This window comes from Nitrospirota bacterium, from assembly GCA_016195565.1.
GTDB lineage: Bacteria > Nitrospirota > Thermodesulfovibrionia > Thermodesulfovibrionales > UBA1546 > UBA1546.
Genome location: JACPZK010000006.1, coordinates 211,291 through 229,169, shown reverse-complemented (window position 1 = coordinate 229,169; position 17,879 = coordinate 211,291). Strand labels below are relative to the sequence as shown.

Genomic DNA, 17,879 nt, shown 5'->3' with positions numbered 1-17,879 from the left:
CAAAGGTCGAGTTTCGAGAATGTAGCGGAATGAGTTTAGAACTGTCGAAAAATATCACAGAAAAGCGAAAGGTAACACTGCCTATATCTCAAAAGCTTATCTCCGTTCCCTTATCAATGCTGTAGATAAGATATATCTGATAATTCTTCACCCACGGTTGTCTTAATGTATAATCAGTTTTGTGCCAGAAGAATACCCACGGCGCATCGTTGACTATAAGTTTCTCTGCCTTTTCGTAGTATTTGTTTCTCTCTTTTGTCGTTTGTGCGTGCTGGCCTTTTTCAATAAGAGAATCTACTACAGGATTTTTATATCTTGCTCTGTTCCCAGCCGGGCCAAGGTTTGCCGAGTGGAATAAAGGGAAGAGAAAATTTTCAGGGTCGGGATAGTCAGCAAACCATCCAAGCCAGAACATGTCAGGCTCGCCTTTATTGATTGCATCCTTATATGCGCTCCATTCAAGCTGTTTGATATTTGCCTTAATCCCAACTTCTTTTAAATATGACTGTATTACCTCGGCAGTATCCACAACCTCGTTGTCTGCTGTTATATAAAAATTGACTTCAAGCCCATCCGGATAACCTGCGGTTTTTATTAACTCTCTGGCTTTTGATGGATTATATTCGTAAGATGCAGGCGCCTTCCATTTTCTCAATATGTCAGGCACAGGCCCTGATGCAATTCTTCCCCTACCTTCGTAAACAGTCCTTAACATCTTTTCCCTGTCAACTGCATAGTTCATTGCCTTTCTGAGAAGAGGATTATCAAAAGGCTTTTTTGAACAGTTAAGCCCGAGGTAATATGTGTTTATCCCATTTATTGATGATATGAAATCTGACAGTTTTTTATCTTTTTTAAACCTTGAGAATGCTGACGCAGGAATGGTTATCACGTCAAGATTTCCAAGTTCAAATTCCGTTATTGTTGTCAGGTCCTCGGGGATTATCTTATAGGCGATACCTTTGATTTTTGGAAGGCTGTCAAAATAATCGGTTCTTGCCTCAAGCAGAAGTTCCCTGCTTGGAAGCCAGTGTTTGAGGGTAAACGGCCCTGTGCCAACAGGATGAGATGAAAAATCCACTCCCCATTTTTCCGCTTCTTCCTCAGGGACTACATACGCAGCGGTCATTGCAAGGAGGTTCAGAAATGGAGAAAAAGGTTTATCAAGGGTTATCTCAAGCATGTAATCGTTTACTGCTTTTATGCCTGAAACCTCTTTCGCTTTACCATTCATAAACTCTCTTGCGCCTTTTATCTTGTCAAAGACCCATGTGTTGGGGGACCTTGTTGTTGGATTAAGAACCCTTTCAAATGAATATTTGAAGTCTCCGGCTGTTGCTTCTCTGCCGTTGGAGAACATCACGCCTTTTTTAAGTTCGAATCCGTATACAAGCCCGTTTTCTGATATCTTCCACTTTGATGCTATGTCAGGGATGAGGTCAAGATTCTTGTTCATCCTTACAAGGCCATTGAAGAGTTTTGCCGATAGGGAGCCGCCTGTGATATCCACAATAAGCGCAGGGTCCAATGTTATCGGATTTGTATTAAGCCTGTAATAGAGATAGCCGGAAAGGCGGTTCTGCGGCGAGCATGATAGAATAAAAAGCAGCAAAAAGGTGCACACGACTAATGGAAGGGGATGGTATTTGAGCGGTTTTTTTGCACGCAATTCCGACAGTAAGAAAGCAGATAATAAAAGCGGGCAAAACCTCGGAGTCCCGATTTTATCGGAACGAGAATGAGCGAGAATGCTATCCCCTTCCATCTGCATAGGTTTTAACCATAAGGTTATTTATCCTTTTCATCTGATTTTTTTGTCTCTTCTTTTTTCTCTTCAGCTTTTTCTCCAGGAATCTTATATTCCTCAAACACCCATTTACCGAGGTCCAGGAGCTTGCATCTTTCAGAGCAGAACGGCCTGTTTGGATTTTCTTCCCATGTCGTTGTCTTTTTACACATAGGGCATTTAATTTTCACCTGAAAATACCTCTCGTTGTCATTCCGAGCGAAGCGAGGAATCTCGCCTTTTGAGATTGCTTCGGCTTCGCCTCGCAATGACATTTTCATTCCCCTTTGTCCCGATTTGTCGGCATGATTGTTTCATAGTATATTTTAACTCTTTTTATATTTTTTAGCTTTCAAATATCTACTGATTTCTGCTAAAATTAGCTCTCAGTATAGGATAGAAGTTAAAAGTTGAAAGTTGAAAATGAAAAGTTTATGAAAAAAATCACTTTTAACTCTTAACTTCTAACTTATAACTTATTAGATAGTGGAGGGAAGAATGGATTATCTTTTAACTGAAGAGCAGACAATGATAAGAGACCTTGCAAGGCAGATTGCGGAAGATAAGATCGTGCCTGTAAGAAGAGAGCTTGACGAGAAAGAAGAATTCCCGTGGGAGATAATGAAGGTGATTGCACAGTCAGACCTGTTCGGGCTTTTTATACCGGAAGAATACGGAGGACTCGGAAAGGGCAGCCTTGAGTTGTGCATTGCTGTTGAGGAACTATCAAGGGCATGCCTTGGCGTTTCAACAACTTATGCTGCAAATGCGCTTGGGGCATATCCAATCCTTCTTTTCGGCTCTGATGAGCAGAAAAAGAAATATCTGCCTGACATAGCTTCAGGTAAAAGGCTTGTTGCATTCGGCCTTACTGAGGCGAATGCGGGAAGCGATGCAGCAGGCATCCAGACAACCGCAAAACTTGCAGGAAATGAATATGTGCTTAACGGCACAAAGCAGTGGATAACGAACGGCGGCGAAGCAGAGGTATATACAATAATTGCCCTGACTGACAAGACAAAGGGGCCCAGAGGCGCATCAGCTTTCATTGTGGAAAAAGGAACTCCGGGGTTTACTTTCGGCAAGAAGGAAGAGAAAATGGGAATCAGGGCATCCTCCACAACCGAGCTGATATTCGAGAATTGCAGAATCCCGAAGGAAAATCTCATCGCAAAAGAAGGTATGGGCTTTGTTGTTGCCATGAAGACTCTGGATAACTCAAGGGGCGGTGTTGGAGCTCAGGGGGTAGGAGTTGCACAGGGCGCATTTGATGAGGCTGTGAAATTTGCTAAACAGAGGGTTCAGTTCGGACATCCGATTATAAGCTTTCAGGCAGTCCAGCATATGCTTGCTGATATGGCGACTGAGATAGAGGCTGCAAGGGCGCTTGTTTATGCTGTTGCCAGATTCATAGACAGCGGTGCAAAGGACGTAACAAAAGAGTCTGCCATGGCAAAGGTATTTGCGACAGATGTTGCGATGAAGGTTACTACGAATGCTGTTCAAGTGATGGGCGGCTCAGGTTATATGAGGGAGTATCCTGTTGAGAAGATGATGAGGGATGCAAAGATACTTCAGATATATGAGGGGACAAACCAGATTCAGAGGAATGTCATAGGACAGGCTCTGATGAAGAAGCAGAAATAAAACTAAAATTTGAATTCCGATTTAACCGGTTTGTTATTTTCGTCAAATGTGACACTTGCCGTAAAATGCTCTCCGGACATGAATGAATAGGCAAGTTCCCTCCACAGCACTATGGTCCTGCCGCCTTCTTTTTTTATCTCGGGGTAGGGGTATCTTGCAAAGTAGAGAAAGTTTTGCACGAACTTTGTCTCTTTTGAACGCTTAATCAGAGGGTTTTTATCGTTAAACGTAAATGTATCCTGAATGCATATCCTCTTTGTGAAAAGGTCGGCAAAGCCGACTTTTATCTCATCGCCTGATTTTGCTATAAACCACCACCTCAGAAAATCATTCGGCAGAGGACACATCTTGTAGGTATTAGCTTCGAGTTTTTCTTTGAGGAAGTCCTTGGCTGCATTGCGCAAATAATATCTGCCGCCGAAATATGAGAAGAAAAGTATAAATGTAATTGCAGCGATCAGAGCGGCTCTTTTTCTGTTGAATCTGCCGAGGACCACGCATAAAAATAGTCCGATTGATATGTACGGGTCTATGATAAAACTGATATCCAGCGAATATGCATTCCAGTCAAAAGGCGAAAGAACACGTGTGCCATACTGGTTTGTGAGATCCATAAATATATGAATACCGTAGGACAGGAAAGACAGGAAATAGTAATAGAAAAACCCCTTTCTGAAGCCGGCTATAACGGCTATAATCAGCGGCGCCAAAAAAAGGGCAAGAATTCCGTGCGTTATTCCGCGGTGGTATCTGAGGAATACGTCCACTCCCCAGAATCTTGTTATGTAGTCAAGATCAGGCGCGAAGGATGAGATCAGCAGCACCCAGAAGGCTCCTTTTCTTTTGAATCCAAGCTGTGCGATTGCCGCTCCTGCAAGGCTGTGAGTTATCGGGTCCACTACAATGCCTCCATATCCCACTTTTCAAGGTCTGTTTTTATACGGCTTATATCTTTCTTTTCGTTCATTGCCTTTTTAATCTTTTTCCAGGCGTCAATATTACCATACAGTATGCAGCCTGCAATACAATTATCTTTTATAACGAGTTTTCTGTATATAAAACTTTCGCTGTCTTTTTGCACGATTGCTTCAAGGTTTTTGTCAGGGTCTATATCTCCGGCAGAAATCAGATTTATCCCCGCTATCTTCAGAATGTTTGAAGGCAGCGTGCCTGTATAGGTTGCGCTGCCTCCTGCCATATTGACTCCTGCAATCTTGCCCTGTTCCTCTGCGGCAGGCCATATGCCGTAGCATATCCCATTATGTTCTGCAATGTCGCCTGCAGCGTATATGTCATTAATCTCTGTCTCAAGCCTGTCATTTACAGTAAGTCCTTTATGCCCTTTATCGCATTTGATTCCGAATTTATCAGCGAGTTCTGCATTGGGTTTGACTCCGGCAGATATTATCACCATATCGCAGTCAATAATTGTTCCGTCATCAAGAATAACGCTCTTAACCTTTTCGTCCCCTGTTATCTCCCGTGTCTTTGCGCCAAGGAAAAAGGCAAATCCCATTTTTTCCATCTGTGTTTTCAGGATTTCAGCGCCTTCCGTATCCATCTGCCTTGGAAGCAGTCTTGGGAAGAACTCCACCACAAATATTGAATGTCCTGTCTTCCTCAGGCTGTTTCCAACCTCAAGTCCGAGGACTCCTCCACCTATCAGGACGACTCTCTTTGATTGTTCAGAGTATTTTTTGATTTCAATGGCATCTTTAAGTGTTCTTAGCGTAAACACCCCTTTTTTATCAGAGCCGGAGATTGGCGGGACGAATGAGAGGCCTCCCGCTGCAATAAGAAGCGTATCGTATTTCAGTATATGCCCTGAATGTGTGATGACTTCTTTTTTGTTTTTATCTATCTCAGATACAGGTGTGTTAAGCAGCAGCTTTATGTCGTTCTTTTCATACCATGCGTCTTTATAAATGATAAGGCCGTTTTCATCCACGTCTCCGCTTATGTATTCCATAAGCCGTATGCGGCTGTAAAAAGGATAAGCCTCGTCAGAGAGTATGGTTATCTCTCCTTCATGGTCAATCTTTCTTATGTTGATTGCGGCAGTTGTCCCTGCAACGCCATTGCCGATAATGATGTATTTCATGCGAACCCTTTTGTAGTTAGAATTTTATAATTTCTTTTTCAATTTCAGGATATGCGCTGTCAATTTTTGACTGAACCTCTATTGTCTTTTTTAGGGCAGTTACGACCTTGCAGTAATGCGTTATGTCATCAAGAGATAGAGGTCTTCCCTTTCTATCCTTAAGCCATTTGTCGCAGACCTGATAACCACCGATTTGATATTCCCAGACCTCGTGAGATATGCCCTCAAAATACTGGTCTTTGTTTATATAAAGTTTTCCTTTTTCATATCTCGGTTTTTCAACTTTATCATTTCCCTTGCCTTCAAACTTTGCAGTAGGCGCGTCAAGCTCTGAGGATTTCAGAAGATGCAGTTCAACAAGCTTTTCGCCATAACCGCCCATCTTTTTGAAGAGCTTATAATCTTGTGTGAAAGGAACTCTCGGAAAATCTATTTTTAGAAACTCGGCGTATTTTGTCCTGTAGATGTTTGAATAAAGCACTGCATAGAGGTAGCAGAAGATTTCTTCAGGCGAAGGCTCCTTCTTGAAGTCCTTTGATAATTTCTCCAGTAATACAGGAGATAGATTCGGTTTTTTTGCACCATATTCCGCCTGCGGTTCAAAAAGCAGCATGACGCTGCTCAGCGACTTCTTTTTAGGTTTGTCTTTTGGTTGATATAGATAAAGGGGAAAGTGATAGTTTGTAGTTTTTGTAGACAGACAGCCGTGTTCAGATATCAGATTAGTTGCAAGAAAATGAGTATATGGAATATCAAGTTCCTCACGTCTGTGTGTTATCAATGCTAAGTTCTCTTGCAACATATGTTGCATAACTTCTTTACGCGATCTTTCTATCAAAATATCGTGATAAAAAATCCACTTTATGTCAAAGGGGCGATAAAGAATCTTTGTTATTGCCTGTTCCCAATCGTCATCTTTCATGATGCTCTCTCTTATATCCTTAATCTTCCAGTTAGGTTTGTCTTTCAGGTTATATGCCTCTCGAATAATTTCATCAGGCATTTTTTTATCTCTGAACTGCATAATTCTTCTTTTCAGAGCAGCTTTGTCAGAATCAATAACAAAATCATCTCTTGATGTGACTATTCCAACGCTGTTTAATGGAAAGATATCGGTTACCTTTGGATACATTTCATATTGTTTTAATAGCCCTTCATCTCTCGGTATAAAAAGATAAAACTCGGATTTCGGCCTGATTGTTTTCCATTTTGTTGTTTTAATATCGTGTTTATTAAGCCAATCATATTTGTCTTCTCTTACGCCCCATAGTTCAGAATGTGAAATCTTCTTCTTTACGTTCTTTCTCTTAATGAACAGAGCAATAGCAACACCCTGCTGAATATCAAAGACATTCTCATCTTTAGAACCATCAGGACATCTTTCTTTTTTAAGACTGTTGCCATGAAGGTCAAGCAGATAAATCTCGTCAAAGCTCTGCATTAAAGATTGACGCATTCCTCTGAATGTCGGGTTATCAAGATAGCTGTGGTTTGTTATAAAGCCTAAGACTCCTTCTCCTGCAAGATCAATCTTCCACTGGGCAAAACGGATAAACTTCACATAGTCATCCTGAAGCCATTTGGGATTCTTCTCACCAAGCGGCTTTCCGTCAACCTGATAATAAACCTTTACCTCATCATATACGTTGGTTGAATGGCCTGAATACGGCGGATTGCCGAGGATTACCAGAATAGGCTGTTCTTTCTTTACCTTTCCTGCCAAGTGCGATTCTTCTGAGAGTGAGACCATGCCCGGAAGTTCTGTCTGTGCAAGCTCTTCCATTTCCAAAGTATTAGTGAGGTAAAGTTTAAATCTGTCGTCTGCCTGAAGTTTGTAGCCGAGTTCTTCCAACAGGAAAGACATTTTCAGATGGCCGACTGCATAAGGAGCCATCATTAGTTCAAAGGCATAGAAGTTTTTGAGAATGTGTTCTTTGATAAAGCCTGCTTTTTTACCCTCGCCGTATTTTGATGTGAATTCCTCCGCTGCAAGTTTTGCGGCTTCTGCAAGAAACGTGAGCGTTCCTGCCGCAGGGTCAAGGACTGTTACGGACTGGCTCGCAAAACCATCCTTCTTATCAAAATATTCTTTCAGGATATGATGCAAAGAGCGAACAATGTATGAGACAACAGGTTCAGGTGTGTAATATACGCCTCTTTTCTCTCGCATTTTCGGGTCATATTCTGCAAGGAATGTTTCATAAAAATGAACAACAGGGTCTTTGCCTTTGTGTTGATTAAAATATTCATCAAGCAGCTTATAAACATCGGTTGTAGCCAGAACATCCGAGATATCGTCAATAATCCACTCCATAGGTTTAGGGAGGTCGCCAAGCGAAATAAATCTGAAGACATCCCTTAAAATGCCGATTGTCTTTGGAATTTTGTCATAAGCAAGTTTTCTGTTAAAGCCGTTTTCTGTTCTTGTTCTGGCAGCGAATAATCCGTATGTGATAGTCTGCGAATAAAGGTCTGCAAAGTCTTCTTTAGTAAGCCCGCTTATGAGATGCTCTTTAAAGACCTTATAAAAGCCGAGGATATTCCCCTTGCCCCTTTTCTCTTCTTCTTCCAATTCTTGGGCAATGACCTCATCTTTTAAGAAGCGCGTTCTTTTTGCAAGCTCAACAGCAAGATTTTTAGCGTCATAGACTTTCGGCAGAGAGAACGAGAAAAATTTTTCTAAGAGTTTAAGAAATTCAGTTTCTTTTTCAACAGGAGGCACAGTCTTGAGTTTGTGAATAACGTATGGCCTGCCTGTCAAAACTTTGTCAACTAAAACGCCGTTGCGGTAAAGCCTGAATTCAAAGAAATTGGTTAATAATAAATTCGGGAAGATATGTAAATACCGTTTTAACTGGCCCGATGTTTCTATCTGGTCTAAATATTCGGTTGTCGGCGCTTTGGCTTCTATGTAGCCGATAATCTGCTGCTTTCCATCCCATATCCTGAAGTCAGGATTTCCCGCATCAGTCTTTTTAGGCAGAGTGGTAATGTGGACTTGTTTTTTATTGATAGACGCAGCGTAGTTTTTAAGGAGTTCTTCGAGCGAGGAATAATAACTTTCCTCTCTTGCGTCCCCTCTTTTTGCGACATCAAATAGCCGTTTAAAATATGTTTTCAGCACATGCTAATTTTAATCTATTGATGCTGTGCGGTCAATAAAAAGTTTGGGACAGGCTAACAGCTACCGGCTAATATCAATACCACATAGTCGCCTCAAAATCAGGCGTGGGGACTGTCACGCTTATATTCCCCCTCCATGGACAACGCTCAATCTCTTCATTGCCTCTGTAAGCGGTGATAAAGAGGTTGAGTTCATCCTCTGCTTTGGCTTTTATGTCTTTGAAGGGTATGGCTATTTCCAGTATGTCCTGCATTGCCGCTTCAGTTATATCTTTTATCTTTTCCCATTCTCCATTTTTCTTTTCAAAAAGTTCGGGTTGTACTAATCCATTTCTGTATGCCACATTGATTCTGAATGCAAACGGCTTTGCAATATTTATGGAAAATGTTGTATCAGGCGGAAAGTCATTAAATGATGTCTTGGGGTCTATCCTCAAAAACAGTGTGCTCTGGTTAAAACCGTAATAGATGTATGATACGAGGCTTTCTGCTTTATGCATACTGCCGCCTGATTTCCCGACTGCAATGTGTGCGCCCTGATACCACTCATAATAGCTTGTAACCATACCGTCTATTTTAGGATTTATGAATCCTCTTATTATTACTTCAGGGGAGATTGCCCGGTTTTCTCTGAGCACAGGGACAAAGAGGCTTGGCGGCGTCTCTTTTCCCATTACCCTGTATACCTTCATAAGGTTTAATCTGAAAAGTTCATCAAATTCTTCCTGAGTCTCTGTCTGATGTTCATCGCCATACCACCAGTTCCAGTCGCTGCCCTCAGCGACATATATGGCCTGCCAGGCTTCATCAACAGGTTTGCCGGGATTAAGTTTTGTAAAGGCCTCAAGGTCAGTTCTTGTATCATTCAGATAATCCCATGCTATATTGTCTTCCTCGTGGCCTATCCAGATACTGTAATTTGCATTTATCCATGAACCGGCATGAAGCTTGCCGAGTTTCTCGCCGGAGTCGTGTTTGAGAAATTCCGACACTGTGACAGCCTTTAATCTCTTTTCATTTGAAAGCCGATCGTAAAGGCAGCTCAGGAAATCATGCCCGTCATTTTTGAAATGTTCCCATGCGTTTTCACCGTCTAAAATTATCGGAACAATGTATGGCCTGTCGTGAGGAAGCGAGGAACGGATATTCAATAGCCTGTTAATAAGGTCATCTGCCGCATTTTCAGGTTCCCACTCAGAATACACAAACCCTATCAGGTCTGAGAGCTTATGATCCCTGAATATTATCGAGACGTCAGAGAAGCTGTAAGGCCTGTAAAAGCGTGACGGCTCTGTTACGCTGCCTGAATAATCTCTCAGTCTTATATCAAGCGAATTTGCCAGTATGCCTTCGTCTGTGGCAACCCATTTTATACCCTCAGCATGAACAGCTCTTATTACGTCTTCGCTTACAGAGCCTTCCGACGGCCACATGCCCGCGGGTTTGTACCCGAATGTTTTCTCAAAATACCCTACAGCATCTTTTATCTGCTTTACCGCATCTTCAGGGTTTGAGAATCTTTTCTGCGGCAGTCTGACATGCGGCATGGCGATTTTTGATAAATCCGTATCCCATAAGAGCGGCAGGATAGGGTGGTAGAATGGAGATGCGGATAATTCTATCTGTCCTTTCGCATTGAGTTCTTTATACTTTGGAATTATTTGTTTCAGAATTTCAAACTGTTTCTCTATCAGAAGTTTTTTTTCATCCTCGGTGTATCCCTTGCCTTTTTTTACGAGTTCGCTCAGGAAAGGATCTTTCCGCCTGTACATCGGGTCTATCCAGCTGAGGTTAAACAGCACCTGAAGGTCAAGAAAGTCGTGTACGGTAAAATATTTTATTGTCCTTGCTAATTCTACCTTTAAAAATCGCACTCCCCTTTTGACAAGCAGTTCGTAATATCTCGGGAATGGCTTTATCATGTTGTCCCAGTTTGCGAGGAAGAAGTTCTCAAGCATGAATATTTTGTCGGCGTCTGTCAGATCCCGTGGATTTTTCATGGTAAGGCTGAGATAGATGTCCGTTGCATTGTTCTCAGTATAATCCCTTAGCTGTTCGAGCAGAGACGGCACAAGGTTAAATGTCTGTTTTATTTCCGGAAAATCCTCAAGTATTTCAACCATATCAAGATAGTCTTTTGTGCCGTGAAGCCTCACCCACGGGAGCCTGTATATCCCCGTGAAAGGGTCTTTGTAATAAGGCTGATGCATGTGCCAAAGGAAGGCAATGTAAAGCGGATTATCTGTCATACTGAAAGATGTATTCGTCAGGTCTTGCTAAGCCGAACTCTTCCCGCGCGTATTTTTCCGCGTAGAACGGATTTTCTTTCAGGGATTTTATCTGGGTTTTAATGCGGGTGTTTTCTTTTTCAAGCTCAGTTATTTCCTTTTGAAGGCTGAGCTTTTTGTTTGAAAGTTCTCCGTATTTCAACAGTCCGGCGTCTCCCACAAGAAGATTTGTTGCAAGATAGATGAAACTCAGTATTATGAGGATAAAGGTGATAAGCCTCTTTTTTTTAATCTCAGATACAACCTGTTTTCTTAAAAGGTTATCCGAATTCATTTGCTTAGATTATAGAATGTTTCAATGCCTTTGTATATAGCAGAATCAGCAAGTTCTTCTTCAATCCTGAGCAGCCTGTTGTATTTTGCCACTCTCTCGCTTCGCGCAAGCGAGCCTGTTTTGATAAACCCTGTGTTGCATGCAACTGCGAGGTCTGCTATTGTGGTGTCCTCGGTCTCGCCTGACCTGTGAGAGACGACAGCCGTATAACCGGCCCTCTTTGCCATCTCTATGGCGTCAAGGGTCTCGGTCAGTGTGCCTATCTGGTTAAGCTTGATTAGGATGGAATTGGCTATTCCCTCCTTAATCCCTTTTTTAAGGATTTCCGTATTTGTGACGAACACATCGTCTCCAACAAGCTGCACTTTTTTGCCAAGTCTCTTAGTGAGGATTTTCCATCCGGCCCAGTCGTTTTCCGATAAACCGTCCTCAATGGAAAGTATCGGATATTTGGCTGTGAGGTTTTCATAGTACGCAACCATTCTGTCTGATGATACATTCCTGCCTTCAAAATTATATCCCTTGCCTGAAGGGTCTGCGAATTCTGATGCCGCCGCATCAAGCGCAATATAAATATCTTTGCCGGGTTTATAGCCTGACATTTTTATTGCGTCCATTACGAGCATGATTGCCTCTTCATTGCCCTTGAGGTCAGGAGCGAATCCGCCTTCATCTCCGACAGAGGTGCTCAGCCTTTTTTTCTTGAGAATATTTTTAAGATTATGAAATACCTCAACGCCTGCCCTCAGCGCAGAGGCGAAATCCTTAAATCCGGCAGGCATTATCATGAACTCCTGAATGTCAAGATTGTTGTCAGCATGCGCGCCTCCGTTAAGGATATTCATCATCGGAACAGGAAGTTCCTTTGCATTGCATCCGCCGATATATCTGTAAAGCGGCATCCCTGCCTCTTCTGCTGAGGCCTTGCATACGGCGAGCGAGACCCCGAGTATTGCATTTGCGCCAAGCCTGCTTTTATTTTTGGTTCCGTCAATCTCTATCATCAGATTATCTATGTAAGTCTGGTCGCAGGAATCTATTCCTCTGAGCTGAGGCGCAATCCCTTTGAGAACATTTCTGACAGCGTTTGTGACGCCTTTGCCGTGGAATCTTTTGCCGCCGTCTCTGAGTTCAAGCGCTTCTCTTGTGCCTGTTGATGCGCCTGACGGCACTGCTGCACTGCCGGACACTCCGCTGCTGAGAAACACCTCAACCTCAACTGTCGGATTTCCCCTTGAATCAATTATCTCGCGCGCATGTACGTCTGTAATTAATCCCATAAATGCCTCCCCGTTTTCTGTATTCTCTTGGAAAGAGTATAACTCTTATTTCTTTCCGTTTATCAATTTGCAATTAAATCTATCATCCCATGGGATGGAACAAATCCTAATATACTTGTCGACATCCCATTTATATACTTCTGCAAATTGAGGCCCTTTCCCTGGAATCCAACCAACAGGAATGATTATATCCCAATCAATATTGGGTGTTAAATGAACAAGTTCGTAACTCCCTTTCCAGCCTACATATAAGACTACATTGATTGCTTCATTATTATTTATTGAGAAAACAGCGAGCCTAAAAGCACTTCCTGTTGACCAAACTGTGAATAGTCGATCGCTATCTATTGAAGTGTATGCGGTATTAAAGGAATCAGGTGTCCGATATTCAGAAATTTTCTTGAAGTCGGTCCCCTTTAACCGCTTATAAAATGCCAGACAGCGAAAAGGAAATTTATCTTTACTGTCTTCTTTAGTTACAGTGACCAGCAATTTCTTCTCGGAATCAACATATTGCATAGCAAGCAAGCCAGATTGCTTTATTATTGATTCGTATTTAGTTGCCTTTGTTTCGTTAATTTGAATGAATGTAGATCCATCGTATTCAGTTGCATATACATGTGCATTGAAAAAACAATGCAAAGACGTGAATACCCAAAAGATAATTTTTAGAAGTTTAGTCATTCTTATTTATGAATATTATTTAAACAAGACTGTTTATCATTACAAGGATTTTTTTGTAAACACTTCTCACATTCAAGTATTTTATTAATTTGGTACGTTGCTCCGGTACCGAAACCGCGTATGCCTTTTTCCTGGTCGCCCTTTGCTCTGTTAATCCTAATTTTAAGATATGCTGATCCAGCAGCAACATTCTTTGAATTGTCTTTCATATCTGCCAATGTATAACCAGCATCCTTAGCGGCATTTTTTGTCATACCCATAAGTCCTGTTTCCGTTTGGGAGCCGTGTGAAACATCGGGATCAAAACCACTCTCAGTCCAGATGATACACATGATCAATTCATTGCTCAGTCCCGACTTATTGTTGGCAGCAACAAGCGTTGCTATCTCATCAGGTGAAAGTGCTATCAAACCAAATGGGTCAATCCAATTCACTGGATTATTTCCGACATATCTGTACAGGTTTACATCGCCACCTTCAAAACCAATCGGATCTTCGCTGAGAAATCTTCCGCTCTCAGGGTCATACCAGCGGGCTTCGGAGACGGTATACATGAACACCGATAAAAGCGCAACGAGAACAAGAATTAAGTTCTTATTCATTGTTTCCTCCCTTATTCCTAATAGCTTCCGCCATAGCCTTCCTTTTTACTTCCGCTATATAATCTTCCTGTGGCAGTTTCACTAACCCCAAAGCTTTTCCTTTTTTAAAATAAAAATCTCCTTTTCTAAAATACTCATAGGCTTCATCCAACCGCATAGTCTTCCCATATAACCAATAACTTTTTCCCAAATTAGAATTGATTTCCGCCGAGTTCGGACTTATCTTAACACACTTTTCAAGATACCTGATAGCCCTCCTAAAATCTCCTTTTTCAATCCAGTATCCAGCAAGCTGTGAAACCATATCAGCAACGAGCGCACGGTGAGACATCGTTTTCAGGTATGTTCCACTTTTGATTCCAGCCTTGGAAATCTGAAAATTTTTTATGTATTCTTTGTCTGACGAATAACCCCCTCCTCCGGTTGCTTCAATGTTCTGATCTTTAAATATTGGGTCCACATATCGCAGGAAAAGATGCTCTGGCGCTGCTACTGCATACACTGGATAACCGAGGCGTTGGGCAATTGCAAGGTAAAGAATTGGAATAGAGACACAGTTGCCTCTTTTGCTATCAAGAACTCCGTTTATATAACGATTCTTTGTATTTTTACCAAAAGGATCTGAAAAATCGTATTTTATTCCAACAATCTTGTAAAGGTATGTATTCAAAGCTCTTATTCTGTAATCAGGGTCTGAACTGCCTTTCGTGAGAATTCTTACATTAGATACCATCGCATCAATTTTTGCAGAATATGCATTTACATCAATTTCTGGATATATGTCCTTTGCGATTATCAAGGCAGTTTTTCCCACATCAATTTTTTCTTCGGGGAGGGAGAGAAGTCTGATTATCGCGTTTTCATCAGCAAAAGCTTGCCCAGAAAGAAAGGCGGCAATGAGTATGGCAGTATATAGACTGACCAAATTTTTCATTAGCATTTTTATCCCATGGACAGAGTCAACTAAAAGCATCTCCTATTTCTTGGGCGGTATATGCACCGCCTCGTTGTGAACGTCTTCCGAAGCTTCCATGATTCCCTCTGAGAGAGTAGGGTGCGCGTGTATCGTATTTGCAATGTCTCTGACCTTCAGCCCTGCCTTCATTGCAACTGCTCCCTCATGAATAAGGTCGGATGCATGCGGCCCTATGATGTGCATTCCGAGGAGTTTGTCGGTGGCTTCATCCGCAATTACCTTTATGAAACCCGCTATCTCTCCCATTGCATGAGCCTTGCCCAGGCCTCTGAACTGAAAATGGCCTGTTCGTATCCTGACGCCTTTTTCTTCTGCCTGGTGCTCTCTCAATCCTACTGATGCAATCTCAGGAGATGTGAATATCGCTGCCGGCACAGTGCTGTAATCCATTTTCTCATTATGCCCCATGATATTTTTTGCCGCGACAATTCCCTGAGTTGAGGCGGTATGCGCAAGAAGCATTCCTCCCGTTACATCACCTATCGCATAAATATCAGGAACATTTGTCTCAATTTTTTCATTTACAGGTATCTCTCCCCTTTTGCCTTTTTGAATGCCGGTGTTTTCAAGCCCGATGCCATCGCTGTTAAGCGCCCTTCCGATTGATACGAGAACTTTTTCAGCGATAATCTCTTTACCGTCTGACAGAAAGGCGTGAACGCCGTCTTCCTTTACCTCAACTTTTTCCACCTTAACATTAGTATAAAGTTTTATCTTTTTCTTCTTCAGTTCCTTTTCCAGAAGCCCGGATATTTCCATATCTTCGGTGACAACCGCACGGGGCATCATCTCCACCATCGTCACATCAGCTCCGAGTTCTTTATAGATGCAGGCAAACTCGCATCCTATAACTCCGGCGCCTATGATAAGCATGGATTTTGGCAGCTCTGTCAGGTTTAGCGCATCATCGCTTGAGAGTATTTTTTTCCCGTCAAAGATGAAAGAAGGTATCTGCGCAGGCCGCGAACCTGTTGCTATTATTATTTTGTCTGCCTCAATCTTTTCAGTTGAGCCGTCCTTGCCCCTTACCTCAATCTCCTTCTGCGAGAGCAGGGCGCCTCTGCCTTCTTTTAAAGTTACCCCCCAATTTTTGAATAACCCTCTGATTCCTTTTACCTGAACGCTTACTATCTTGTTTTTTCTCTCATTGATTTTCTGGAGATTGGGGATAAGTTCACCCCTGAGTTCTATGCCGAATTCTTCAAGGCCTTTTGCTTTGGAATATGCCTCTGCTGATGCGACAAGCGCCTTTGTAGGTATGCATCCTCTGTTAAGGCATGTTCCTCCCACCTCTATGTCTTCTATGACGGTAACCTGCGCTCCTAACTGTGCGGCCTTGAGCGCCGCAACATATCCGCCGGGCCCTGCGCCAAGTATAGCAACTCTCATTTTGCTTCCTCTTCAACGTACTTAGCGTAGTCCGCTGACTCCATGAGGTCGTCAACTTCAGAATTGTCATCCATCTCAATGACGGCTATCCAGCCTTTTCCGTATGGCTCCTCATTGATTATCTCCGGAGATTCTGACAGGTCGTCATTAACTTCAATGACAGTGCCGTTCACAGGGCTGATAACAGATGAGGTTGCCTTTGTGGACTCAATTTCTGCGAGTTCGCTGTTTGCTTCAATAGTAGTATCAGTTTCCGGCATGTCGATATATACAATATCTCCCAGAGCGTCCTGTGCATAATCCGTTATGCCGATGGTTGCTTTTTTGCCTGATACTCTGACCCATGTGTGTTCTTTGTGGTATTTAAGATCTTCCGGGTACATTTTTCCTCCTCTTTCGGTTTTTGATAATGTGAATTAATTATCACATGGTTTTGCTATTTGTCAAGAAAGTAATTCACATTAGAGCCTCTTGCAAAAGTCAGACTTTTAGAGATTGCTTCGTCGCTCCACTCCTCGCAATGACAGTAAACACGTCATTTGTCATTGCGAGCGAAGCGAAGCAATCCAGCTTTTAAAGACTTTTGCAAGAGCCTCATTATACTATAATTTTTTTTCATATATGCGGTATTGCTTGTATAGCTTTCCGCCTGTCATCTCAACAATCCTCTGCACAGGAATATTATCCTCAAGTATCCATGAAAACTCAACCTTTTTATAGCTGCCTTTTTTTATGCCTTTGAATCCCTCTCTGAAGAGAATTGCATCCACGCCTTTATTCCTGTAATCTTTTTTTATGCCAAGGAGCAGCAGCCTTAGGTCTTTTATCTTTTTTGAGTAATACAAAGCCTTCACTATTGTTATCGGGTTGAGCCTGCCGTTCATATGCCTGAGGACGCGGTTGAAATCAGGAAGAAGCCCCAGAAAACCGACTGGATTGCCGTTGTCTTCCGCAATCAGCGTAAGTTCCGGAACAACTATCTGCCTAAGCCTGTTGCCCATGCAGTCAATCTCATCGTCCGTAAGCGGTATAAAGCCCCAGTTATTTTCCCATGCAGAATTGTAAATCTCTTTGAATGCCTTCATCTCGTCTGAGAATCTTTTCTTATTCACAGGCCGCACAGTGATGCCGCGTTTCTCTGCTATTGCCGCAACCCTGAGAACTTTTTCAGGAAGAGTGTCTTTTACGTCATAGATGTAGGCATAAAGGTCTTTTGCCTTACCCATACCATAGCTTTCCATTAAATCGGAGTAGTAGGGCATGTTGTAGGGAGTCATCAGCATCGGATGCTCCTCAAAGCCATTAATGAGAAATCCGCATTCTTCGTTGGTTGAAAAATTCATCGGCCCCCTGATTATCTCCATGCCTTCTCTTTTAAGTTCTTCTGCTGTCTTATCCAACAGCGCTGATGAAACTCCAGTGTCATTGACGCATTCAAAAAAGCCGAAGAACCCTGCCTTTTCGTTATGAAACCGGACATGTCTCTGGTTCACTATCGAGATTACCCTGCCGGCGCATTTCCCGTCTTTCTCAGCGATGAAATATCTGGCCTTTGCGTGATTGAAGAATGGATTTTTATCTGAAAATTGTTCCTTGAGTTCCTTTGTCAGGGGCGGGACATAAAAAGGATTTTCAGAATATAAAGAAAATGGAAATTTTATAAATGCATCAAGGCGCTTATCGGTTTTGACCTCTATGATCTTTATTGAGCGCAAGATTTGTCTTCAAG

At 42.3% G+C, this 17,879-nt stretch carries 15 protein-coding genes; 1 reads left to right on the top strand and 14 read right to left on the bottom strand.

What is annotated here, in order from left to right; translation table 11 throughout:
- Positions 1-88 precede the first annotated feature (88 nt).
- Both HY035_03185 and HY035_03180 read right to left on the bottom strand, forming a co-directional pair.
- A complete protein-coding gene (locus HY035_03185; protein ID MBI3377395.1) occupies positions 89-1,612 on the bottom strand; it encodes an ABC transporter substrate-binding protein in 1,524 nt (507 codons plus the stop codon).
- 176 nt (positions 1,613-1,788) lie between these two features.
- On the bottom strand, positions 1,789-2,061 hold the full coding sequence (locus HY035_03180; GenBank protein ID MBI3377394.1) for a DNA gyrase inhibitor YacG: 273 nt from the start codon (positions 2,059-2,061) through the stop codon (positions 1,789-1,791).
- 223 nt (positions 2,062-2,284) lie between these two features.
- Here HY035_03180 and HY035_03175 point away from each other — a divergent pair, with 223 nt between their 5' ends.
- Positions 2,285-3,433 carry an acyl-CoA dehydrogenase family protein gene (locus HY035_03175; GenBank protein ID MBI3377393.1) on the top strand — a complete coding sequence of 383 codons (1,149 nt, stop codon included), beginning with the start codon at positions 2,285-2,287 and terminating at the stop codon, positions 3,431-3,433.
- Between the two features lie 2 nt (positions 3,434-3,435).
- Here HY035_03175 and HY035_03170 read toward each other — a convergent pair whose 3' ends face one another.
- From HY035_03170 to HY035_03115, 12 genes are all read right to left on the bottom strand, one after another.
- A complete protein-coding gene (locus HY035_03170) occupies positions 3,436-4,332 on the bottom strand; it encodes a metal-dependent hydrolase (protein ID MBI3377392.1) in 897 nt (298 codons plus the stop codon).
- The gene (locus HY035_03165) at positions 4,332-5,534 is read right to left on the bottom strand and encodes an NAD(P)/FAD-dependent oxidoreductase (GenBank protein MBI3377391.1); all 1,203 of its coding nucleotides are present in this window, start codon (positions 5,532-5,534) and stop codon (positions 4,332-4,334) included. Before HY035_03165 ends, HY035_03170 begins: the two co-directional genes overlap by 1 nt.
- 16 nt (positions 5,535-5,550) lie before the next feature.
- A complete protein-coding gene (locus HY035_03160) occupies positions 5,551-8,658 on the bottom strand; it encodes an N-6 DNA methylase (GenBank protein MBI3377390.1) in 3,108 nt (1,035 codons plus the stop codon).
- A gap of 73 nt (positions 8,659-8,731) precedes the next feature.
- Positions 8,732-10,906, bottom strand: a complete 2,175-nt coding sequence (locus HY035_03155; protein ID MBI3377389.1) for a glycoside hydrolase — start codon at positions 10,904-10,906, stop codon at positions 8,732-8,734.
- Complete coding sequence (locus HY035_03150) at positions 10,896-11,219, bottom strand: septum formation initiator family protein (protein ID MBI3377388.1); 324 nt, start codon at positions 11,217-11,219, stop codon at positions 10,896-10,898. Before HY035_03150 ends, HY035_03155 begins: the two co-directional genes overlap by 11 nt.
- Positions 11,216-12,499, bottom strand: coding sequence for a phosphopyruvate hydratase (eno, locus tag HY035_03145; GenBank protein MBI3377387.1), 1,284 nt, complete (start codon positions 12,497-12,499; stop codon positions 11,216-11,218). The genes HY035_03150 and eno overlap by 4 nt, the downstream gene beginning before the upstream one ends.
- Positions 12,500-12,544: 45 nt before the next feature.
- Entirely contained in the window at positions 12,545-13,183 is a 639-nt protein-coding gene (locus tag HY035_03140; protein ID MBI3377386.1) for a hypothetical protein, read from the bottom strand.
- 2 nt (positions 13,184-13,185) lie between these two features.
- Entirely contained in the window at positions 13,186-13,785 is a 600-nt protein-coding gene (locus tag HY035_03135) for a transglycosylase SLT domain-containing protein (GenBank protein MBI3377385.1), read from the bottom strand.
- The gene (locus tag HY035_03130; GenBank protein ID MBI3377384.1) at positions 13,778-14,719 is read right to left on the bottom strand and encodes a hypothetical protein; all 942 of its coding nucleotides are present in this window, start codon (positions 14,717-14,719) and stop codon (positions 13,778-13,780) included. Before HY035_03130 ends, HY035_03135 begins: the two co-directional genes overlap by 8 nt.
- Positions 14,720-14,761: 42 nt before the next feature.
- Positions 14,762-16,150, bottom strand: coding sequence for a dihydrolipoyl dehydrogenase (gene lpdA, locus HY035_03125; GenBank protein MBI3377383.1), 1,389 nt, complete (start codon positions 16,148-16,150; stop codon positions 14,762-14,764).
- Positions 16,147-16,533, bottom strand: a complete 387-nt coding sequence (gene gcvH / locus HY035_03120) for a glycine cleavage system protein GcvH (protein ID MBI3377382.1) — start codon at positions 16,531-16,533, stop codon at positions 16,147-16,149. The genes lpdA and gcvH overlap by 4 nt, the downstream gene beginning before the upstream one ends.
- Positions 16,534-16,752: 219 nt before the next feature.
- On the bottom strand, positions 16,753-17,865 hold the full coding sequence (locus HY035_03115) for an N-acetyltransferase (GenBank protein MBI3377381.1): 1,113 nt from the start codon (positions 17,863-17,865) through the stop codon (positions 16,753-16,755).
- Between the last annotated feature and the right edge of the window lie 14 nt (positions 17,866-17,879).